Source organism: Paraburkholderia nodosa DSM 21604, from assembly GCF_000519185.1.
GTDB classification, from domain to species: domain Bacteria; phylum Pseudomonadota; class Gammaproteobacteria; order Burkholderiales; family Burkholderiaceae; genus Paraburkholderia; species Paraburkholderia nodosa.
The window spans coordinates 90,162-110,491 of sequence record NZ_JAFA01000003.1 but is presented as its reverse complement, the minus strand read 5'-3'; the positions used below and the strand labels follow the sequence as shown (position 1 = coordinate 110,491).

17 protein-coding genes are annotated in these 20,330 nt (G+C 66.8%); 2 read left to right on the top strand and 15 right to left on the bottom strand.

Annotated features, from left to right (window positions below):
• Window positions 1-76 precede the first annotated feature (76 nt).
• Together A3CW_RS0105005 and A3CW_RS0105000 are read right to left on the bottom strand one after the other, a co-directional pair.
• Window positions 77-877, bottom strand: a complete 801-nt coding sequence (locus A3CW_RS0105005; RefSeq protein WP_028202578.1) for a family 1 encapsulin nanocompartment shell protein — start codon at window positions 875-877, stop codon at window positions 77-79.
• Window positions 870-1,955 (bottom strand): Dyp-type peroxidase, encoded by a 1,086-nt coding sequence (locus tag A3CW_RS0105000; RefSeq protein ID WP_028202577.1) that lies wholly within the window; start codon window positions 1,953-1,955, stop codon window positions 870-872. Before A3CW_RS0105000 ends, A3CW_RS0105005 begins: the two co-directional genes overlap by 8 nt.
• Window positions 1,956-2,204: 249 nt before the next feature.
• On the opposite strand from A3CW_RS0105000, the gene A3CW_RS45305 reads away from it, so the two are divergent.
• Entirely contained in the window at window positions 2,205-2,477 is a 273-nt protein-coding gene (locus A3CW_RS45305; RefSeq protein WP_051481238.1) for a hypothetical protein, read from the top strand.
• Between the two features lie 16 nt (window positions 2,478-2,493).
• Here the strand turns inward: A3CW_RS45305 and A3CW_RS0104990 are convergent, their stop codons facing one another.
• The 5 genes from A3CW_RS0104990 to A3CW_RS0104970 form a co-directional block, all read right to left on the bottom strand.
• Window positions 2,494-4,572, bottom strand: coding sequence for a VTT domain-containing protein (locus A3CW_RS0104990; protein ID WP_028202576.1), 2,079 nt, complete (start codon window positions 4,570-4,572; stop codon window positions 2,494-2,496).
• Window positions 4,573-4,841: 269 nt separating this feature from the next.
• Window positions 4,842-6,056, bottom strand: a complete 1,215-nt coding sequence (locus tag A3CW_RS0104985) for a CaiB/BaiF CoA transferase family protein (RefSeq protein ID WP_028202575.1) — start codon at window positions 6,054-6,056, stop codon at window positions 4,842-4,844.
• A gap of 51 nt (window positions 6,057-6,107) precedes the next feature.
• Entirely contained in the window at window positions 6,108-7,244 is a 1,137-nt protein-coding gene (locus tag A3CW_RS0104980; protein WP_028202574.1) for an acyl-CoA dehydrogenase family protein, read from the bottom strand.
• Window positions 7,245-7,263: 19 nt separating this feature from the next.
• Window positions 7,264-8,460: an acyl-CoA dehydrogenase family protein gene (locus A3CW_RS0104975; RefSeq protein ID WP_028202573.1), complete on the bottom strand. Its 1,197-nt coding sequence runs from the start codon at window positions 8,458-8,460 to the stop codon at window positions 7,264-7,266.
• A 26-nt stretch (window positions 8,461-8,486) separates the two neighbouring features.
• Window positions 8,487-10,610 (bottom strand): 3-hydroxyacyl-CoA dehydrogenase NAD-binding domain-containing protein, encoded by a 2,124-nt coding sequence (locus A3CW_RS0104970; RefSeq protein ID WP_028202572.1) that lies wholly within the window; start codon window positions 10,608-10,610, stop codon window positions 8,487-8,489.
• A 148-nt stretch (window positions 10,611-10,758) separates the two neighbouring features.
• Between A3CW_RS0104970 and A3CW_RS0104965 the strand changes: the two genes are divergently transcribed.
• On the top strand, window positions 10,759-11,667 hold the full coding sequence (locus A3CW_RS0104965) for a LysR family transcriptional regulator (protein WP_028202571.1): 909 nt from the start codon (window positions 10,759-10,761) through the stop codon (window positions 11,665-11,667).
• Between the two features lie 48 nt (window positions 11,668-11,715).
• On the opposite strand, the gene A3CW_RS0104960 is transcribed toward A3CW_RS0104965, so the two are convergent.
• The 8 genes from A3CW_RS0104960 to A3CW_RS0104925 form a co-directional block, all read right to left on the bottom strand.
• A complete protein-coding gene (locus A3CW_RS0104960) occupies window positions 11,716-12,111 on the bottom strand; it encodes a Na+/H+ antiporter subunit G (protein ID WP_028202570.1) in 396 nt (131 codons plus the stop codon).
• Window positions 12,112-12,120: 9 nt separating this feature from the next.
• Window positions 12,121-12,396 carry a K+/H+ antiporter subunit F gene (locus tag A3CW_RS0104955; protein ID WP_028202569.1) on the bottom strand — a complete coding sequence of 92 codons (276 nt, stop codon included), beginning with the start codon at window positions 12,394-12,396 and terminating at the stop codon, window positions 12,121-12,123.
• Window positions 12,390-12,884: a Na+/H+ antiporter subunit E gene (locus A3CW_RS0104950; RefSeq protein ID WP_028202568.1), complete on the bottom strand. Its 495-nt coding sequence runs from the start codon at window positions 12,882-12,884 to the stop codon at window positions 12,390-12,392. The genes A3CW_RS0104955 and A3CW_RS0104950 overlap by 7 nt, the downstream gene beginning before the upstream one ends.
• A 1-nt stretch (window position 12,885) precedes the next feature.
• The gene (locus tag A3CW_RS0104945) at window positions 12,886-14,550 is read right to left on the bottom strand and encodes a monovalent cation/H+ antiporter subunit D (protein WP_028202567.1); all 1,665 of its coding nucleotides are present in this window, start codon (window positions 14,548-14,550) and stop codon (window positions 12,886-12,888) included.
• Entirely contained in the window at window positions 14,547-14,900 is a 354-nt protein-coding gene (locus A3CW_RS0104940) for a Na+/H+ antiporter subunit C (protein WP_028202566.1), read from the bottom strand. Before A3CW_RS0104940 ends, A3CW_RS0104945 begins: the two co-directional genes overlap by 4 nt.
• A complete protein-coding gene (locus A3CW_RS0104935; protein ID WP_028202565.1) occupies window positions 14,900-17,701 on the bottom strand; it encodes a monovalent cation/H+ antiporter subunit A in 2,802 nt (933 codons plus the stop codon). Before A3CW_RS0104935 ends, A3CW_RS0104940 begins: the two co-directional genes overlap by 1 nt.
• A gap of 168 nt (window positions 17,702-17,869) precedes the next feature.
• Window positions 17,870-18,343, bottom strand: a complete 474-nt coding sequence (locus tag A3CW_RS45300) for a hypothetical protein (RefSeq protein WP_051481237.1) — start codon at window positions 18,341-18,343, stop codon at window positions 17,870-17,872.
• Between the two features lie 216 nt (window positions 18,344-18,559).
• Complete coding sequence (locus A3CW_RS0104925) at window positions 18,560-20,269, bottom strand: lactate permease LctP family transporter (protein ID WP_028202564.1); 1,710 nt, start codon at window positions 20,267-20,269, stop codon at window positions 18,560-18,562.
• Between the last annotated feature and the right edge of the window lie 61 nt (window positions 20,270-20,330).

Sequence of the window (20,330 nt, the reverse complement as noted above, 5' to 3'; positions counted from 1 at the left end):
TAGCGGCGAGGCATGAAAAAAGGGGCGCTCGCCAGGAAGCGCCCCTTTTTCGTGGCCTGCAAGAATCAGCGCAGGCTCACTCCGGCTTCACCGCCACCGAAGCCTCGGAAGTCAGCATCATGAACGTGAAGCTCTCCTGCAGATACAGCTTCACGCTCTTGTCGTCATGCGACGAATACCCAATCGACACATCCTGCCCGAGGTGGAATGCGAAATCGCCGCCACGCGTGCTCAGGATCGCGCCGCCCTCGATGGCCGGCGCCCAGATGATCTCGCCGTTCACGAGGCGGCGAATGTGCTCGAGAATCGGATAGCCCATGTCGCTCGCTTCGCTCACAGCCGTGTACGCATCGGAGCCGAGCAGCACCGCATACGGGCCGTCCACGCCCTGCAGGCGCAACTGTTCGAGCGCCTTGGCGATGACCGTCGGGTAGTCGGCGATATCGGCCGGCATCGGCAGGATCGGGTTCGACGAGCCTTCGCGAATGCCGGTGATCTGCGCGGCCGTGTAGCCGTCGAAAATCGCGCGGTCTTCCGCGAACGCGAGGTGCGTGGCCGCGTCCTTGGCCGGCTGCCAGTCGGAGTCTTCGGCGCCGCGCTCCACGTCATCGATGGCGTCGCGCGAGAGTTCGAACGGCACCCGCAGTTCCACGATCGCCTTCACTTCGCGCTGGCGCGCGCGGATGCCTTCGAGCGGCGCTTCGATGCCGTTCTGGTGCCCGGTGCCGACTGCCGCGAGCGCCGGGCCGCCGGGGCCCTCGACGTCCACGACGCGGCGGCCCGCGAGCGAGCGCTTGAAGGTGCGCGCGACTTCTTCTTCGATTTGCGACCACGCGGCCGTGGAAATGGGCGCCAGCTCGCGATGGAGGTTATTCATACCGGGGTGCTCCTTTGAGGGATCCGATGGCGAGCGAGCCGTCCGCGCCGGGCGCGGCGGCAGGCTCGGTTGCTGTTTCCGATGCATGGCCGGCGCTCACCTCGATGGTGGGCGCGGCGCCCGGGTCGACTTCGGCGAGCGCTTCGAGCAGCGTCTGCGACGGCACGAAGAAGAGACCCCCCGTGACGGCGCGGCTGAAGTCGAGCAGCCGGTCGTAGTTGCCGGGCGGCAGGCCGACGAACATGTTTTCGAGCATCTGTTCGATCGGCTCGGGCGAGCGCGCGTAGCCGATGAAGTAGGTGCCGAATTCGGCCGAGCCGGGCCGGCCGAACGGCATGTTGTCGCGCAGGATCTTGATCTCGTTGCCCGCGTCGTCTTCGAGCGTGGTGAGCGAGCTGTGCGACCAGCTCGGCTTCACGGCTTCGTCCAGTTCGATGTCCTGGAGCTTGGTGCGGCCGATGATGTGCTCCTGGGCCTCCACGGCAAGCGCGTTCCAGCCTTTCATGTCGTGCATGTACTTCTGCACGAGCACGTAGCTGCCGCCGCAGAATTCGGGATCTTCGTTTTCGCCGATCACCGTGAAATGGACGGCTTCGTTGCCCGTCGGATTCTCGGTGCCGTCGACGAAGCCGATCATCGCGCGCATGTCGAAATTGCGAAAGCCGTGCACTTCGTCCACGGTCGTGACCGCGCCTTCCAGGCGCGTCATGAGCTGGGTGGCCAGTTCGAAACACAGGTCGGTTTCGTCGGCGCGAATGTGCAGCAGGATGTCGCCGGGCGTGGCGATGGCCTTGCGCTCGCCCGTGCCGAATTCGCGGAACGGGTGCAGGCCGGCCGGGCGCGGTTCGCCGAACAGCTTGTCCCATGCGTCGGACGAAAAGCCGACCACGCACGACAGATTGCCGGCGGGCACGCGCTTGCCGACCGCGCGCACGAGGTTGGCGACGTCGGCGCACCAGCCGCGCACGGTGGCGCGGCTCGCGGCGTCGTCGTTGACGGTCGCGACGATGAAGAAGGCGTTGCGCGTGACGGCGCTGGAGACGGACTGCGGTTCCTGCGTGAGAGAGGCCGGCGTCATGATATGGGGTATCGCTCGTGAGTCCTGAGTCGGGTTGGGGTTCTGCTGTGCCCGCATAGTTTAGCCAAACTCGGGGAAAACGGCCGTTTGCAGGCGAGAGGGGTGCCGTGCGAGGATGTGACAGTGATATCGACGTGCCCTGACGGGCAGGCCGGAGTAAGCGCTGAAGCGCTAACTCCGGATCGACAGCTTTGCATGGGACCGGAGTAAGCGCTGAAGCGCAAACTCCGGATCGACAGGAGACACACCATGTGGGACCACACCGAGCATGAAGGCTTCGAGATCTGGGTACTGCCGATTCCGGCGTTCGGGCCGCGCGCGCCCGAGCCGCTGTTCCACTACAGCGGCTACATCTGCCGCCACGGCGCGGACGCCCATGTCGAAGGGCGCAGCGTGCGCTTTCACGACATGATGCGCAACTACACGGGCCCCGACGCCGCGCTCGACGCCGCCTACGCGGACGCGCGCAAGCGCATCGACCGCTTCCATACCACGGGAAGCTGGGGCGAGAGCACGGCCTGAGCCTTCAATTGCCCTTTCAGCGGCCGCCCTGCACGATCAGCTTCACGGGCCGCCCTTCGCAGCCCACATCGCCCGGCAGCGCGAGCGTGCGCCAGCCCGCCGGCTGGCCAGGGGCGCTGAGGTCGGAAACGTCGTCGGGATAGGTCGTGACCACGTTGAACGGCCACGACCCGCGCCGCAGCCGCTCGTGGACGAGCGAGCCGACCCAGATCGGCGTGGCCTCGCCGTCGCCCGCGTGGCCATCGCCATTGCCGTTTCCATTGCGCCGCGGCGCGAGCGCGTAGCCCGAAGGCCAGAAGCGCAGCACGTCGCGGCGGCTGCCCGGCTCGCCCGCGTCGCCCGGCTTCCCGGCGAGGCGCGCGCGGGCGAACACGAGCGGCGAGGGCAGGCCGTTGTTCAGCTTCGGCAGCAGCGGCAGCGACAGCACGTCCACGTTCGGTGCGACAAGCGATAGCACGCTCCTCACCGAAATCTGCGGACCTTCGGCCCAGCCCGCGTCGCGCAGCGCCGCGCGCAGGTCGTCGGCGCTCGCGGCCCACTGGATCGTCATCGGCTCGCGGCGCGCGCCTTTCATGTCGAAGCGATAGCAGGCAAACGTCCTCCACAGCGAATCGCTCCACTGCATTTGCGAGAGGACGACAGGCGCCGTCGCAGCGGTCGTGGGCGGCGCGGGCATGCGCCCGGCCGGCACCGTCTGCAGCAGAACGGCGCCGACCAGCACGATCAGCACGATGGGCGGCACATATGCGCGTTGCGGCGGCCGCTTGGGATAGCGCCAGAGCGAGGTGAGCACCACGATCGCCACCCAGATCGCGGCGAAGGCCGCGCCGCCGATGGCGTCCGAGAACAGGAAGCGGTCGAAGTAGAGCCCCGCGAACGCCACGGCCACGACGATCCCGTTGCCGAGCGCGGCGACGAGCGCGGCCTCCAGCATGCTCGCGCGGCGCACGAGCAGGAACATCACGAAGCCGTAGACGATCACCATCGACGACACGCGGTCGCTCGGGAACACATAGGCCTCGACGGCCTGGCCGCCGCCCGGCGTCGCATGGTGGATCGCGAAGCGCAGGATGAGGATGAGCAACTGCGAAACGGCCGCCGCGATCATCCAGTAAGCGATGGTGCGCCAACGCCGCTCCAGCACCATCCATATGCCCACCGTCGCGACGAGCGCCGCGAGCGTCCAGGTGCTGCCGAGCGTTTCGACGCGCGCGAGGGCCGCGTCGGCCCAGGTGGTGCGGATCGATTGCAGGAACTGGCGCACGGACTGGTCGATCTGCACGAGCGGCGCGCCGCGCAGCACGTTGCCGAGCACATAGGAAAATACGGCCGCGCAGACCGGCACGAGGCCCGTGATGACGATGACGGGGCCGAGCGCGGGCTGCGCCGGGTCGAGCAGACGGGCGATGCGCTTCGAGGCGCGTCCGGGATGCTGCGCCGCCCACTGCGCCGCGCTGCGCCGCGACGCGCCGGCCCAGTTGTCGATGTGCAGGAGCAGCATGCGTACGAAGCGCCAGATGAGCCAGACCGCAAGCGCGACGATGCCGATGACGACCACCAGCCGGAACGACACCGCGCCCGCGAGCTGGAGCGAGGCGCCGAACACGACGCCCGGCACGATATGCGCGGGCGCCCAGACGAGCGCGGAAATCACGTTCATCATGAAGAAGCGCATGGGCTTCATGCCGGCCATGCCCGCGACGATCGGCACGACGGCGCGCAGCGGCGCGATGAAGCGCGCGAGGATCACGCTGCGCGTGCCGTGGCTCACGAAGTAGGCGTGCGCGCGCTCGAGAATGGCGGGGTGGCGGCTGAACGGCCACATCTGGGCCAGCGAGCCGCGGTAGCGATGGCCGATCCAGAAACTCACGCCGTCGCCGGCCACGGCGCCCGCAATGGCGCAGACGAAGAGCCAGCCGAGGTTGATCGTGCCGGTGGCGGCGAACGCGCCGGCAATGAACATCGCCGTGCTGCCGGGAATGAACGTGCCGATGAACGCGAGCGATTCGAGGAAAGCGGCGACCACGACAAAGGCGAGCGTCCACGTCGCGTGCGCGGCGAGCAGGTGCAGCAGATGATCGTAGGCGTGCTCCATGAGCGGGGCGGGTTCGTTTGCTGGGGCTCGCGGGACGGGCGCGAGATTGGACGGGCGGCCGTTCGCAACTGACCGCAAGCGGCGTGCGGGACCATCAGGCGCAATATAACCGGGCGCGCGCAACTACGTGCGACGCGAGGCCGGGCGGGGCGCGGAGAGGGGGCGAAGGTGGGGGCCGCGTCGCGCGGCGGCGACGCGGCGGGGTGGCGGCGGATTGGCGGCGTCTTGGCCGATCGCGCCAGCGCGTCCGGGTAAGACCGGGACCAGATTCAGATAACGCCTTTCTCCTTCAACCCGGCCAGCTGTTCCGCCGAATAACCGAGCATCGTCTGCAGGACCTCCTGCGTGCCTTCGCCCAGTTGCGGAGGCGCGTGCCGCACGGGCAGGCGTTCGCCGTCGAAGCGCCACGGCGGCGCGAGCACCGGCGTCGTGCCGCTTTCGGTATGCGGATGCGGCTGCTGCGTGACGAGCCCGCCACGCGTTGCGCGCGGCGACAGCAGCGCCTCGCGCAAGCCCGCCACTTCGCCGCACGGAATGCCCGCGCGCGCAAGCCGTTCGAGCAGCAGTTTGCGCGGGCGGCTGCCCAGTTCGCGCGTGAGTTCGGGCACGAGCGTTTCGCGGTTCTGTCCGCGCAGGATGTTGGTCTTGTAGCGGGCGTCGTCGGCGAGGTCGGCGCGCTCGATCACCTCGCGGCAAAAGCGCTCGAACTGCGCGTTGTTGCCCACGGTGATGACGAGCGGGCCGTCGGCCGCATCGAATACGCCATACGGCACGATCGACGGGTGCGCATTGCCGTAACGCGGCGGGTCCTCGCCGATCAGCAGCGCTTCGAGGCCGTAGTAAGCGGTAATCATGAGGCCGCAGTCGAACAGCGCCATCTCGATGTGGCGCCCGCGGCCCGTGCGCTCGCGCTCGTAGAGCGCGGCGAGCATCGCCTGTGCGGAATACATGCCCGTGAAAAGATCCACGGCCGCTACACCGAATTTGAGCGGCGGCTGGTGCGCTTCGCCGTTCATCGCCATGAGGCCCGTTTCACCCTGCACGACGAGGTCGTAGCCAGGGCGTTTCGCTTCCGGTCCCGTGCGGTCATAGCCCGAAATCGAGCAATAGATGAGACGCGGATTCTCCGCGCTCAGCTGTTCATAGCCGAGCCCGAGCTTTTCCGCACCGCCGAACTTAAAGTTCTGAACGACGATGTCGCTGGTTTTCGCCAGCTCGCGCACGATCTGCTGGCCTTCGGGCGTTTGCAGATCGAGCGTGATCGAACGCTTGTTGCGATTCACGCTGTTGAAATAGGCAGTCTCGGTTTTGCCGACGCGCACACCCCAGTCGCGCGTGTCGTCGCCACGCTCGGGATGCTCGATCTTGATGACTTCCGCGCCGAGGTCGCCAAGCACCATCGCGCTCCACGGTCCGGCCAGCACACGCGAAAGATCGAGCACGCGCACGCCCGATAGCGGCAAGCTGCTTTTGTCCGTCTGCATCAAGAGGTACTCCTGGTTCGTTGTCGGGGCAACGCAGTCGCCCCTCATGGCTCACGCCGCCTCACGCCCCAATGCGATGTAGCGCGCGAGATGATGATCCTCGTCGCCAAGCTGATGATCGATCATCACGAGCCGCTTTGCATAGTGCGCGAGCGGCAATTCCCACGTCATGCCAATGCCGCCGTGCAGCTGGATCGCTTCTTCGGCCACGCGCGCGCCGATGCGCCCGATCGTGTACTTGGCGGCCGAAAGCGCACGTTCGCGCGGCGCGCGCGGCGCGTCGATCGCCGCTGCCGCGTTGATGACCGCCGAGCGGGCCTGCTCGATTTCGAGCAGCACGTCCGCCATGCGATGCTGCAGCGCCTGGAAGCTGCCGATGGGCATGCCGAACTGCTTGCGCGTGCGCAGGTATTCGAGCGTGAAGTCGCGTGCGATATCCATCGCGCCCACGGCCTCCGATGCGAGCGCGACGATGCCGTATCCGCGTGCATGTTCGAGCGTCGCGAAGCCGCTGCCTGGCGCTCCGACGAGCGCATCGGCGTTCACCTTCACGTTGTCGAGCGCCACTTCCGCTGCGCGGCCGCCATCGATCTTGCGGTAGCCACGCAGGCTCACGCCCGCTGCATCGCGCGGCACGAGGAAGAGGGAGATGCCTGCTTCGGCGAATTCATCGCCGGAGGTACGCGCCGAAACGAGCAGCACGTCGGCATGTTCGGCATGCTGCACGACGCCCTTCGCGCCTTGCAGCACCCAGCCATCGCCGCTTTTCTCCGCGCGCGTCGCCACGCGTGCGTCCTCGTAGTGCGAACCCGGTTCGTCGTGCGCGAGCGCGGCGATTTGCGAGCCGTCGATGAACGAGGCAATGCGCGTGCGCTGCGCCTCGCTGCCCGCACGGGCGAGCGCGCGGCCAACGATTAGCGTATCGAGGAACGGCTCGACCACGAGTCCGCGCCCGAGCGCTTCGAACACCACGGCGACATCGAAGCCCGCGCCGCCAAAGCCGCCATCGGCCTCGTCGAACAGCGCGCCGATCACGCCGAGTTCGGCGAAGCGCTGCCACATGTCTGCGCTAAAGCCTTCCTCGGAGCGCGCGATTGTATCGCGCGTATTGAAACCGTATTGCTCTGAGATGAAACGATTGAGCGTATCCGCAAGCATGCGGCGGTCTTCAGTGTGCTGGAAGTCCATGGCGTGCCTCTCAAAGATCTCAAAGCCCGAGAATCATCTTGGAGATGATGTTCTTCTGAATTTCGTTGGAGCCGCCGAAAATCGACAGCTTGCGGTTGTTGAAGTATTGCGCGGCGGCGCTGGCGGCCTCAATGGGCCCGATTGCCTCGCCCGTATACCCCTCTTCGAGCGCTTCATCGACGAACGGCGCCGCATACGGCCCCATCGCGCGGCGCAGCAGCGAGGAAATTTCCTGGCGGATCTCGGTGCCGCGAATCTTGAGCATCGAGCTTTCCGCACCGGGCACGCCGCCGCCCGCCACCGCAGCGATCACGCGCAGGTTCGTCGTCTTCATGTTCTCCAGATCGATCTCGACCTTTGCGATGCGCGCCGCAAATTGCGGATCTTCGGCGAGCGGCTTGCCGTTGCGCGTGATTTTCTGCGCGGCGCGCTTCAGGCGCGCGAGCGCCGCCACCGAAAAGCCCACGCCCGCGATATTCGTGCGCTCGTACGTGAGCAGATATTTCGCGTAGGTCCAGCCCCGGTTTTCTTCGCCAACCAGGTTCGCCACCGGCACACGGACGTCGGTGAAGAACACTTCGTTCACCTCATGTTCGCCCTCGAGCGTGACGATGGGGCGAACTTCGATGCCCGGCGTGTTCATGTCGATCAGCAGGAAGCTGATGCCTTCCTGCTTGCGCACGTCGGTGGCGGTGCGCACGAGGCAGAAAATCATGTTCGCGTAGTGGCCGAGCGTGGTCCACGTTTTCTGGCCGTTCACCACGTAGTGGTCGCCGTCACGAACGGCGGTCGTGCGCAGCGAGGCGAGGTCCGAGCCTGCGCCCGGTTCCGAGTAGCCCTGGCACCACCAGTCCGAGCCGTCGAGAATGCGCGGCAGCCAGTAGCGCTTTTGCGCCTCGCTGCCGTACTTGATGAGCACGGGCCCGAGCATGTTCACGCCGAACGGCACGATGCGCGGCGCGCCTGCAATCGCGCATTCGTTCTCGAAGATGAACTTCTGCACGGCGCTCCAGCCGGGGCCGCCGTATTCCTGCGGCCAGTGGTTCGCGAGCCAACCGTTTTCGTGGAGGATGGCGTGCCATTGCGCCATGTCGTCGCGCGTGAGGTGCCGGCCGTTGCTCACCTTGCTGGCAAGGCGCTGTGGCAGGCGGTCGTTCAGGAACGCGAGCACTTCGCTGCGAAACGCCTCTTCTTCGGCGGTGAATTTGAGGTCCATGTGTGAAAAGCTCCTTCAGGGCACATTCAGGCCGATTGATTGAGGCTCGCGAAATTCTCGCCGCGCTCGACCAGTTCGACGAGCAGCGGCGAAGGACGCCAGAACAGCGGATCTTCCTTCGCATACTCGCGGATATCGGCGAGCACGCTGGCGAGGCCCACGGTATCTGCGTACTTCATCGGGCCGCCGCGATAGCGCGGGAAGCCGTAGCCGTAGAGCAGCGTGACATCCACATCGAGCGGACGCAGGGCGATCTTTTCATGCACGACGTTCGCGCCTTCGTTGATCATCGCGGCCATGTAGCGGCGCATGATGGCTTCGTCGCTGAAGGGGCGCGGCTCGATGCCGGCGCGCTCGCGCTCGGAGCGGATGATGGACTCGACTTCGGGGTCGGGCGTGCCCGTGCGTGCGCCTTCCGGGTACAGATAGAAGCCGCGGCCCGTCTTCTGGCCGAACCAGCCGCGCTCGCAGATGCGGTCCGCGATCTGCACGTAGCGCGCCTTCGGGTCGCGCGTGGCGGCGCGGCGCTTGCGCGTGGCCCAGCCGATGTCGCCGCCCGCGAGATCGACCACCTGGTACGGGCCCATCGGAAAGCCGAAGTCACGCACGGCCTTGTCGATCTGGTACGGCGAAGCGCCGTCTTCCATCAGATGATCCGCAGCGGTGCGGAACACTGCGAGAATGCGGTTGCCGATGAAGCCATCGCACACTCCCGCGCGCACCGGCACCTTGCGCAGCTTCTTCGCCAGCTCGAATGCCGTGGCGACCACATCGGCGCTCACCTGCTTCGGCACCACGATTTCGAGCAGCTTCATGATGTTGGCGGGCGAGAAGAAGTGCAGGCCTACCACGTCCTGCGGGCGTTTGATGCTGCCCGCAATGGCGTCGATGTCGAGATACGAGGTGTTGGTCGCGAGCACGGCGCCAGGCTTGCACACGCGGTCGAGTTCGGCGAACACGGCCTGCTTCACGGCCATGTCCTCGAACACGGCTTCGATGACGAGATCGGTGTTCGCAAGCGCGTCGTACGAGGTGCTGCCGCTGAAGCGCGCGAGGATCTGCGCTTTCGCTTCGGGCTTCATGCGGCCCTTGGCGATGAGGCCGTCGTAGACCTTTTCCACATGGGCGCGGCCGCGCGCGAGCGAGGCGTCGTCGCGCTCGATCATCGTCACCGGCAGGCCTGCGTCGAGCACCGCCACGGCAATGCCCGCGCCCATCGTGCCGCCGCCGATCACGCCGACGGTTTCGATCGCGCGCGGCTTCGCGCTCTTCGTTTCCGGGGCCTTCTGTACCTCGCGCTCGGCGAAGAATGCGTGCACGAGACCCGCGCGCTGCGGGCTTTCGAGGCATTCGAGGAACTGCTTGCGCTCGAAGCGCAGGCCCTCGTCGAACGAAAGATCGAGCGCGGCCTGCACGCAATCGACGATCTTCAGCGGCGAGAAGAGGCCACGCGACTTCTTCGCGGTCTCGGCGCGCGCGGCGTCGATCGCGGCTTGCGCCTGGGCGCGATCGGCGAGCGCCTGGGCGTCGCGTGTGCGGCGCACCGGCGTGTGGCCCGCGAGCAGTTCCTGCGCGTAGGCGAGGCCTTCGGCGAGGATGTCGTCGCTCGCGCCCACCCGGTCGACGAGGCCCAGCTTGTGCGCTTCCTGCGCGCTCGCGTGACGGCCGCTCAGCATCAGCGAGAGCGCCGCTTCGGCGCCGATCAGGCGCGGCGTGCGTTGCGTGCCGCCGGCGCCGGGCAACAGGCCCAGTTGCACTTCGGGCAGGCCGAGCTTCGCGCCCGCCACGGCGAGCCGGTAGTGGGCCGCGAGCGCCACTTCGAGGCCGCCGCCGAGCGCCGCGCCGTGAATGGCGGCGATCACCGGCTTGTGGCAGGCCTCGATGCGGTTGCAGACGTCGGGCAGCGCGGGCGGCTGCGGCGGCTTGCCGAACTCGCGAATGTCCGCGCCGGCAATGAAATTGCGCCCCGCGCCGACGATCAGCACGGCCTGCACGGCGTCGTTCGCCTCGGCATGCTCGATGGCGGCGGCGAGGCCGCGGCGCACGTCCACGCCCAGCGCGTTGACGGGCGGATTGTCCACGGTGACGAGCAGCACCTTGCCGCGCAGTTCATGAGTGACGGGGGAGGCGTTCACGGATTCGGATGCCATGGCGATGCTGTCTCCATAATGAGGGCCGGACTGGCGGGCCAGACGGCAAAGTTTCATGTTCGCGTCGATTCTCGGCGCGCCAGGAGTAATTGACAATCCCATCGCTCGTTGACAGACTGTCAAAGTATTTTTGACAATGGAAGTTGCCATGGACGTCAATGCGCTGACCCTGCTCGTCGAGATCCTCGACGCGGGCAACCTCAGCGAGGCGGCGCGCCGGCTCAAGATGAGCCGCGCGAACGTCAGCTACCACCTCAACCACCTGGAGAAGTCGATCGGCCTGCAGCTCGTGCGCCGCACCACGCGCCGTGTCGAGCCAACCGAAATCGGCCTGAAGCTCTACGAGCACGGCCGCGCGATCCAGAACGCGTTGCTCGCCGCGCGCGAATCGGTCTCCACGCTCGGCCAGAGCCTGCAGGGGCGCGTGCGGCTTTCGGTGCCGAGCGGCTACGGGCAGCTCGTGATGTCGGACTGGCTCATCCAGTTCAAGCGGATGTACCCCGGGATCGTGCTCGACGTGATGTTCGAAAATCGCGTGGAAGACCTGCTGCGCGACGAAGTCGATATTGCCGTGCGCGTGATGCACGAGCCGCCGCAGAATCTCGTGGCGCGCGATATGGGGCCGGTGAAGTACATCGCGTGTGCATGCACGCAGTGGGCTGACAAGCACGGCATGCCGCAAACGCTGGAAGATCTGGCGCGCGCGCCTGTCATCACGGCAACGGTGGTGGGGCGGCAATTGCGCCTTGCCGGTTATCTGAACGAGGACCGCCACGAGGTGTTGCTCGAGCCCTCGATCATTTCGGAAAACTTTCTATTTTTGCGCCAGTCGATTCTCGCGGGGCTCGGCGTGGGCATCGTGCCCGACTACGTGATGCACGACGACATTCGCCAGGGCGCTGCCGTCACGTCGCTCGACGCGTGGCGCTTGAGTATTTTCGGCACGCATATGTACATGCTCTACATGCCGAACCGCCACCACACGCGGGCGGCGTCCACCTTCATCGATTACGTGCTGGGCGAGGCCCGCAAGACCGGGCGCGGCGCGGCCGCATGAGCGGCGCCTGTAGCACGCCGTTACCCGCGCGAAGCTCCGCGCCGGTATTCAAGAGTCCTGTGCGGCATCGTCCGGGTTCGCGCGTTGCGCACGCTCGCTGCTTGCACCAACGCCGGCGGCGTCTGGGCGTCCGCGTGTGACGGACGAAACGGCCACGCGTTGCTGAATCCCGGCCTTCGTGAGCATATGCGCGCTGATGGGCGCGGTGAGAAACAGGAACGCCGGAATCAGCACTTCGTGCAGGCTCGCAAAATTGCTATGCGCGCTGAAGTACACAACGGAAGCGAGCACGACGCCGCCTACGCCGAGCGTGGTCGATTTGGTCGGCCCGTGCAGGCGCATGTAGAAGTCGGGCAGGCGCGCGAGGCCGATCGCGCCGATCAGCGTGAACCCGCTGCCAAGCAGGAGCAGCACGCAGACAATCGCTTCGATGACGGTTTGCATGGCGAAGCCCTAGTTCAGTTCGATGATGTCGCCGCGCTGCAGGTACTTCGTGAACGCGACGGTCGCCACGAACCCCATGACCGCGATGAGCAGCGCGATTTCGAAGAAGACCGTCGAGCGCAGCATGATGCCGTAGACGACGATGAGCGCGATCGCGTTGACGTTGAGCGTGTCGAGCGCAACAAGCCGATCGGGCAGCGAAGGCCCGCGCACGAGGCGCACGAGCGTGAGCAGGAACGCGAGCCCGAGGATCGCGAACGACACCGGAATGACGATAGCTAGCATGCGAAGATCTCCATGAGCGGGGCTTCGTAACGGGACTTGATCAAGGCGACGAGCGTGGCTTCGTCTTCGAGATCGAGCACGTGCACGACGAGGCGCCTGCGGTCGTCGGAAAGCTCGGCGCATAGCGTGCCGGGGCTCAGCGAGACGATGCTGATGAGCGCAGAAAGCGCGATTTCGTGGGTGCTGTCGAGCGGCACGTCGATGAAGGCGGGGCGCAGGCGCTTCGTCGGGCCGAGCACGAGCAGCGCGACTTCGAGATTCGCCACGAGGATGTCGTAGAGCACATGCCCCAGCAGCCGCACGAGCAGCCACGGTCTGCCGAAGCGCACAGGCGCGAGCCACAGCCCTTCGCCCACGCGGTAAGCGATGGCGGTGCCGAGCACGAGTCCAAGGAGCAGGTTGCCCGGTGACGCGTCGTTCATCAGCAAGACCCAGCATACGAGCAGCACGACGGTGAGCCAGGGGTGCGGAAAGAGCCTCTTGAGCATGTCAGCTTCCTCCGCCCTGTGACGTTTGCGCGGCCTGCGCGGGCAGGATCGCGTGAACGTAGGCTTCGCGGTCGAGCAACTGCGCGGCGGTGGCGTCGAGATACTGCTTGAGCGGGCCAGCGAACACCGTTGCCGCCACCACGCCCGCGAGCAGCAGCGCACACGCGGCGAGCTTGGCGCGGCTGCCGCGCGGCGCGGCGGCGGGTGCGCCGTCGTAGGCGCGTGCCGCGGGCATCGCCCACAGCAGGCGTGTGCCTGTGCGGCTGAGCGCGACGATCGACAGCAGGCCCGCAACCAGCACGGCGGGCCAGAGCACGACGGCCTGCGCAAGCGGCGTGGCAGCGAGTACCATGGCCTTGCCCAGAAAGCCCGAGAGCGGCGGCAGGCCGACTGCGCCGACCGCCGCCGCGAGATAGAGGACGCCGGCGAGGTTCGAGGGCCAGGGCGCGCGCACTTTTTCAGGGCCCGCGGCCGTGGGCGGCGTTGCGATTGGCTCGCCGTCCGCGTCGGGCGTGATGGCCGGTGCGGTAGCGTCGTCGAGCGATTCGAGCGAGGCGGGCTCGCGTGTTTCGGCTGCAGCGGGCACGACCGCAAGTTCGCTTGCTTCGGACTCCAGTGTATCGGCGAGCATGAACAGCGCGCCCGTGCATAGCGTCGTGCTGATAAGGTAGTACAGCAGCGCGCTCCACGCGAGCACGGTTTGCAGCGTGACCGCCGCAATCAGCAGGCCGACCGAGACCAGCACGAGAAAGCCGGTCGTGGTCTTGAGGCTCGATACCGCCAGCGCGCCGAGCGCGCCATAGACGATCGTCGCAATGGCGAGCCACCACGCCCATTGATGCAGGAATGCGTCGAGCACGCCGCCCGCCGCGCCGAACACGAGCGCGTCGCAGCGAAGCATTGCGTAGATGCCCACCTTGGTCATGATCGCGAACAGCGCGGCCACCGGCCCGATTGCGCTTCGATACGCCTGTGGCAACCAGAACGACATGGGGAACACGGCGGCCTTGAGGCCGAATACGAGCATGAGCGTCGCGCCCGCGAACTGCGCGAGGGGCAGCGACGCGGCATCCAGATGCGCGAGCCGCTCGCCCATGTCAGCCATGTTGAGCGTGCCCGTGAGGCCGTACAGCACGCCCAGCGCGATCAGGAAGAACGACGAGCCCACGAGGTTCAGCAGCATGTAGTGCAGGCCGTTGCGCACGCGGCGGCGGCCGCCACCATGCAGCAGCAGCGCGTAAGAGGCGATCAGCAGCAGTTCGAAGAAGACGAACAGATTGAAGAGGTCGCCGGCGAGAAACGCGCCATTCAGGCCCATCAGCTCGAACTGCACGAGCGCACGATAGTAGCGCCCGCGCCGGACATCGGCGCTCGTGGTGCCGAGCAGGCAGCAGCACGCGAGCAGCGCGGTCAGCACGAGCATGAGTGCGCCGAGCCGGTCGATCTGCAAGACGATGCCGAACGGCGCGGGCCACGCGCCGAGCGCATAGCTGGCAATCTGCCCTTGCGCCGCGAATTCGGCGAGCGCCACCGCAATGGGCAGCAGCGCGAGCGTGGCGATCACGTTGATCGCACGCTGCAGGCGTTTCGCGCGCAGCGGCAGCGCAACGATCGCGCCGGCCGCGAACAGCGGAATCAGGATCGGGAGGATGAGAGCGTGGTTCATTCGCCGCGCATCTCCAGGCCGCTGCGCTGCGGGTTGTCGCCGTCCACATGATCGGTGCCGTCGATCGCGAGCGCGCGCAGCGCGAGCACGACTGTGAAGGCCGTCATGGCGAAGCCGATCACGATCGCGGTGAGCACGAGCGCCTGCGGCACCGGGTCCGCATACTGCGCGCCCGGCGCGATCACAGGCGGCTTGCCGGTGGAGAGCCGGCCCATGCCGAGCAGGAACAGGTTGATCGCATACGAGAACAGCGTGATGCCGAGGATCACCGGCAGCACGCGCGCGCACAGCAGCAGGTAGAGGCCGCTCGCACAGAGCACGCCGAGCGTAATGGCGAAGGCGGCTTCCATCAGCTTTTCTCCACGGATTGCATGTCTTTGTCGCGCACGCCGAGGTGCGAGACGATCGTGAGCGTCGTGCCGACCACGGCGCCCAGCACGCCGAGGTCGAACAGCATGGCCGTGCTCAGTTCGATTTCGCCGATCAGCGGCACGTGCAGATGGCCGAACGCGCTGGTGAGGAAGGGGTGGCCAAGCACGATCGCACCCACGCCCGTTGCGGCCGCAACGAGAATGCCGAGGCCCGCGAGCGCGCGGTAGTTGATGCGGATGCGCGACTCGGTCCACAGCACGCCGCTCGCCACGTATTGCAGCAGGAGCGCAATGGAGATCACGAGCGAGGCGATAAAGCCGCCGCCCGGCAGATTGTGGCCGCGCAGAAAGATGAACGCGGCGACGAGCAGGGTGAGCGGCAGCATGAGGCGCGCGAGAATGGCGAGCAGCAGCGGATGCGACTGCGACGACCACGGCAGGCCGCCCGGGCCCGTGTCGGGCGATTTCAGGCGCAGGCCGCGCAGCAGCGCCTTCACGGCGAGCCCCGCCACCACCAGCACGCTGATCTCGACCATCGTGTCGAAGCCGCGGAAATCCACGAGGATCACGTTCACGACGTTGTGGCCGCCGCTGCCCGGCAGCGCGTTCGCGAGAAAGTACTGGCCGACGCCGCCGATGGGTGCGCGCGTCATCACCGCATACGCCACGCCGCCGATCAGCGCGCCGCCCGCGAGTGCGAGCACCGCGTTGCGGGTGCGCGCGGCGGGAGGCTCTTGCGCGCGCTGCACGACAGGCAGGAAGTAGATGGCGAGCACGAGCAGCAGGACCGTGACCACTTCCACGGAGATCTGCGTGAGCGCGAGGTCCGGCGCGGAAAAACGCACGAACGCCAGTGTGACGAGCAGCCCGCAGGTGCTCAGCATCACGAGCGCATAGAGCGTATTGGCGCGCACGAGCACGACGCCCACTGCCATCAGCGCCATCAGCACGAGGCCGACGAGCGTCATCGCATCGAGCGGCGCCGAGCGGTACGCGCCGTCCAGCGACCCAAGCGCGAGCAGCGCGGCGCCTGGCACGATCAGCATCGCCGCGATCATCCACGCGAGATACGCCGGCAGCGAGCGCGTTTCGAAGAGATTGACCACGACGCCCGCGGCTTTTTCGAGCTGCTGCACGAAGCGGTCGAAGCCTTCGCTCGCGTTCATTTCGGAAAGTACCGAACGATGATGGCGGAACGCGTCGCGGCGAAAGAAGAACAGCAGCGCGCCGCCCACGAACGACACGCAGCTCATCACGAGCGGCAGATTGATGCCGTGCCACAAGCTCAGGCTGTACGTGGGCACGACGCCGCCCAGCGCGAACCACGCCGCGGACTCGAGCATCTTGCCGATGGTTTGCTCCGGCACGAGGCCCACGAGCAGACAAATGATGACGAGAATCTCGACGGGCAACTTCATGAAACGCGGCGGCTCGTGCGGCGGGTAGTGCGGAAGGTCGTGGGGCGTTTCGCCGTCGAAGAACACGCCCCACACGAAGCGCAGCGAGTACGCGACCGAAAGCCCCGCGGCGATGACGGCGAGCGCGGGAATGATCCAGCTGAAGTCGCCGAGCAGACCTTGTGCAAGCGTTTCGCCGAAGAACATCTCCTTCGAGAGGAAGCCGTTGAGCAGCGGCACCCCTGCCATGGCGAGCGATGCCACGGCGGCCAGCGCGGCGGTATGCGGCATGAAGCGGCGCAGGCCACGCAGGCGGCCCAGGTCGCGCGTGCCCGTTTCATGGTCGATGATGCCCGCCGCCATGAAGAGCGAGGCCTTGAATACCGCGTGATTGAAGGTGTGAAAGAGCGCGGCGACGGTGGAGAGCTGCGTGTCGAGGCCGAACAGCAGCACGATGAGCCCGAGATGGCTGATGGTGGAATACGCGAGCAGCCCCTTGAGATCGCGCTGCACGAGGGCCATGGCCGCGCCGCCCGTGAGCGTGACGAGGCCGATCAGGCTCGTCACGTAGAAGAACCAGTCGGTGCCTTCGAGCACGGGGTAAAAGCGCGCGATAAGGAAGATGCCCGCCTTCACCATGGTCGCCGAATGCAGGTACGCGGAAACGGGCGTGGGCGCCGACATCGCATGCGGCAGCCAGAAGTGGAACGGGAACTGCGCCGACTTCGTGCAGGCCGCGAAAAGCACGAGCAGGAGTATCGCGGGATACAGCGGATTGCGCTGCACCTGGCCCGCATGCGCGAGCACGACGTCGAGGTCGTAGCTGCCGCAGACGTGGCCCAGCAGCAGCACGGCGGCCAGCAGCGCGAGGCCGCCCGCGCCCGTGATGGTGAGCGCCATGCGCGCGCCGCGCCGCGCTTCGGGGCGCGAAGGCCAGAAGCCGATCAGCAGGAACGACACGATGCTCGTGAGTTCCCAGAAGATCACGAGCAGCAGCAGGTTGTCCGACAGCACCACGCCGAGCATCGCGCCCATGAAGAGCAGCAGCAGCGCGTAAAGGCGCGGCAGCGACTCGCTGCCTGCGAGGTAGTAGCGCGCGTAGATAAAGACGAGCAGGCCGATGGCGAGCACGAGCAGCGCGAACATGAACGACAGGCCGTCCAGACGCAGCGCGAACGAGAGGCCGAGCTGCGGGATCCAGTCGGCTTGCCAGTGCAGCACACCATGGGTGGCCATGCCCACGCGTTCGCTGCCCAGCAGGCCCAGGCCGAACAGTGGGGCCGCGAATGCGACCCACGTGCCGGAGGCGGGCGCGTGACGTCCCGCGAACGCGACGAGCGCCGCGGCGACGAACGGTATTGCGACGAGCCACCCCATTGCCATTCGACACTCCCCGTGAATCCGGCAGGGCGCCGAGCCGCCGCGCCGCAGTTCACGATCATAGCCGCAAACGGGGACGGAGTTCATTCATGTGGCATCAAGGCGGCCACGGGGTGTCAAAGGAAAGAAGGGGGCGTCAGGTCCTCCGGCCTGGGGGCTCGTCGACGATCGTCACATCGGCCAGACGAAGGTTTCGTGAGCGCGCGTCGTTTTGCCGATGTCCACCGTGCGCCGCTCCGTGTTGCCGCCATGGCTCGCGGTGATCACATAGCGGCCGTCCGGAATCGAAACGAGCATGAACGGGCCGCGCGTGCGCGTGGAAAGAACTGGTGTGCCATGCATATCGGCGATCTTCACGGGCACGTTCGCGAGATACTCGTTGCCGCCCGCGGATTGCCGCGCGAATTCGAGCGAGAGCGGGTATTGATGCATCGCCGACTTGAACGCCGCCGACTGGTCGCTGCCGATGCCGCCCGATAGATATGCAATGTCGCCCTTGTGCCGGGCGGGCGGCAGGACGCCGGCCGTTGCGGTCGTGACGCCTGCATCGCCGGCTGCCGAAGTTGCCGCCCACGCGCCCGGCGCGCCGAATACCACGGCGAGCGCGAGCGCCGCGCCGATCCACGGAGTTGAGCGTGCTTGCATTTTCCACCTCCATCGATTCGTTGACCGGATGCCGGCACGCGTACCGCGTTGCCGCGTGCGAACGCGCGCCGGACGAATCGAGCGTAGGCAGGGCGGCTTAAAAGCCGCTTAAAACCGGCGCTTTTCGCGCCCGCATGCAAGAAGGCCGTCGCCCGCGCGTGGCGGGAAACGGCCCTGGACACTGCATGACGGCGTGTCGCAATAGCGACTACGCCATCAGTGCGGAATCATGCCGGTCAGCACATAAGCCTGAATCAGCGTCACCACGCCTACGACAGCCGCGAAGAACAGGCTATGGCGCACGGTGAAGCGGAACAGCGACGATTCTTTGCCGACGAGGCCGGTTGCCGCGCAGGCCACCGCGATCGACTGCGGCGAAATCATCTTGCCGCTCACGCCGCCCGAGGTGTTGGCCGCGACGAGCAGCGTGTCCGACACGTTGATCTGGTGCGCCGTGGTGTGCTGCAGCGAGCAGAACAGCGCGTTCGACGACGTATCGGAGCCCGTGAGGAACACGCCGAGCCAGCCGAGGAACGGCGAGAAGAACGGGAAGGCGGCGCCGGTGCCCGCAAGCGCGAGGGCGAGCGTGGACGACATGCCCGAGTAGTTCGCGACGAACGCGAAAGCGAGCACGAGACCGATGGAAAGCACGGGGCGGCGCAGTTCGCCGAGCGTTTCGAAGAACGCGGCCACGGCGGCGCGCGGCTTCATGCGCAGCAGGATCGCGGAGAGGATCGCGGTGATCATGATCGCGGTGCCCACGGCCGAGAGCCAGTCGAGCTTGAACACGGCTTCGTACGGCTTGGGCGACGCGACGATCGGCGCCGTGCGCACCACGAGCTGGTCGAGGCCCGGTACATGCAGGCTCAGAATCGTGCCCGCGAGCGGCCCCTTCGCTGCGAAGAGCGCCTTGAACGGCTTGACGCTCCACACGGTCACGATGGCCGTGAGCAGAATGAACGGCGACCACGCGCGCACGGTTTGCGCGATGCTGTACGGCGAAGCCTTGCGGCTCGAAGCCGCCGCACGCGAACCGCCACCGGCACCGCCGAAGCCGCCAAGCGCAGCGGCACCGCCACTCACCTTCAACCTCGTGCCTTGCGTTGCCCGGCGCGGCTGCCACACATTGAGGAACGCCGTGAGCGCGACGAGGCTCACGAGCGCCGAGGTGATGTCCGGCAACTCGGGCCCGATGTGGTTCGACGTGAAGTACTGCGTCACAGCGAAGCTGCCGCCGGCCACGAGCGCGGCGGGCCACGTTTCCTTCACGCCGCGCTTGCCGTCCATGATGAAGACGAGCCAGAACGGCACGAAGAGCGAGAGCAGCGGCAGCTGGCGGCCCGCCATCGCGCCGATCAGGAACGGATCGATACCCGTCACCTGGCCCGCGACGATGATGGGAATGCCCATCGCGCCGAACGCAACCGGAGCGGTATTGGCGATCAGGCACAGGCCCGCGGCGTAGAGCGGCTCGAAACCGAGGCCGACGAGCAGCGCGGAGGTGATCGCCACCGGCGCGCCGAAGCCCGCCGCGCCTTCGAGGAAAGCGCCGAACGAGAAGCCGATCAGCAGCAGCTGCAGGCGCTGGTCGTCGGTGATCGAGAGCACCGAGGCGCGGATGATCTCGAACTGTCCCGTCTTTACGACGATCTTGTAGAGGAACACCGCGGTGACGATGATCCACGCGATCGGCCAGATGCCGTAGGCAAAGCCGAAGCCCGCGGAAACGAGCGCCTGGCGCACGGGCATGCCGTATTCGAAGATCGCCACGGCGAGCGCGAGCAGCAGGGTGATCGCCGCGGCGACATGGCCCTTCATGCGCAGGCCGGCGAGCGCGACGAAGAAGAACAGAATGGGAATGGCGGCCACGAGCGCGGACAGCCAAAGACTGCCGAGCGGTGTGTAGATCTGGTACCAGGGTTGCACTACGGTCTCCTCCGATGATGCGGGTAGAAAATTTATGTGAGGCCGCCAGGCTTGCTGTGTG

Coding starts and splice junctions, on each gene's coding strand:
- A3CW_RS0104975 (WP_028202573.1), bottom strand. CDS start 8,460: ATGGACCTCAAATTCACCGCCGAAGAAGAGGCGTTTCGCAGCGAAGTG.
- A3CW_RS0105000 (WP_028202577.1), bottom strand. CDS start 1,955: ATGACGCCGGCCTCTCTCACGCAGGAACCGCAGTCCGTCTCCAGCGCC.
- A3CW_RS0104955 (WP_028202569.1), bottom strand. CDS start 12,396: ATGCTAGCTATCGTCATTCCGGTGTCGTTCGCGATCCTCGGGCTCGCG.
- A3CW_RS0104940 (WP_028202566.1), bottom strand. CDS start 14,900: ATGGAAGCCGCCTTCGCCATTACGCTCGGCGTGCTCTGTGCGAGCGGC.
- A3CW_RS0104980 (WP_028202574.1), bottom strand. CDS start 7,244: ATGGACTTCCAGCACACTGAAGACCGCCGCATGCTTGCGGATACGCTC.
- A3CW_RS0104990 (WP_028202576.1), bottom strand. CDS start 4,572: ATGGAGCACGCCTACGATCATCTGCTGCACCTGCTCGCCGCGCACGCG.
- A3CW_RS0104960 (WP_028202570.1), bottom strand. CDS start 12,111: ATGCAAACCGTCATCGAAGCGATTGTCTGCGTGCTGCTCCTGCTTGGC.
- A3CW_RS0104945 (WP_028202567.1), bottom strand. CDS start 14,550: ATGAACCACGCTCTCATCCTCCCGATCCTGATTCCGCTGTTCGCGGCC.
- A3CW_RS45300 (WP_051481237.1), bottom strand. CDS start 18,343: ATGCAAGCACGCTCAACTCCGTGGATCGGCGCGGCGCTCGCGCTCGCC.
- A3CW_RS0104950 (WP_028202568.1), bottom strand. CDS start 12,884: ATGCTCAAGAGGCTCTTTCCGCACCCCTGGCTCACCGTCGTGCTGCTC.
- A3CW_RS0104935 (WP_028202565.1), bottom strand. CDS start 17,701: ATGGCAATGGGGTGGCTCGTCGCAATACCGTTCGTCGCCGCGGCGCTC.
- A3CW_RS45305 (WP_051481238.1), top strand. CDS start 2,205: ATGTGGGACCACACCGAGCATGAAGGCTTCGAGATCTGGGTACTGCCG.
- A3CW_RS0105005 (WP_028202578.1), bottom strand. CDS start 877: ATGAATAACCTCCATCGCGAGCTGGCGCCCATTTCCACGGCCGCGTGG.
- A3CW_RS0104970 (WP_028202572.1), bottom strand. CDS start 10,610: ATGGCATCCGAATCCGTGAACGCCTCCCCCGTCACTCATGAACTGCGC.
- A3CW_RS0104985 (WP_028202575.1), bottom strand. CDS start 6,056: ATGCAGACGGACAAAAGCAGCTTGCCGCTATCGGGCGTGCGCGTGCTC.
- A3CW_RS0104965 (WP_028202571.1), top strand. CDS start 10,759: ATGGACGTCAATGCGCTGACCCTGCTCGTCGAGATCCTCGACGCGGGC.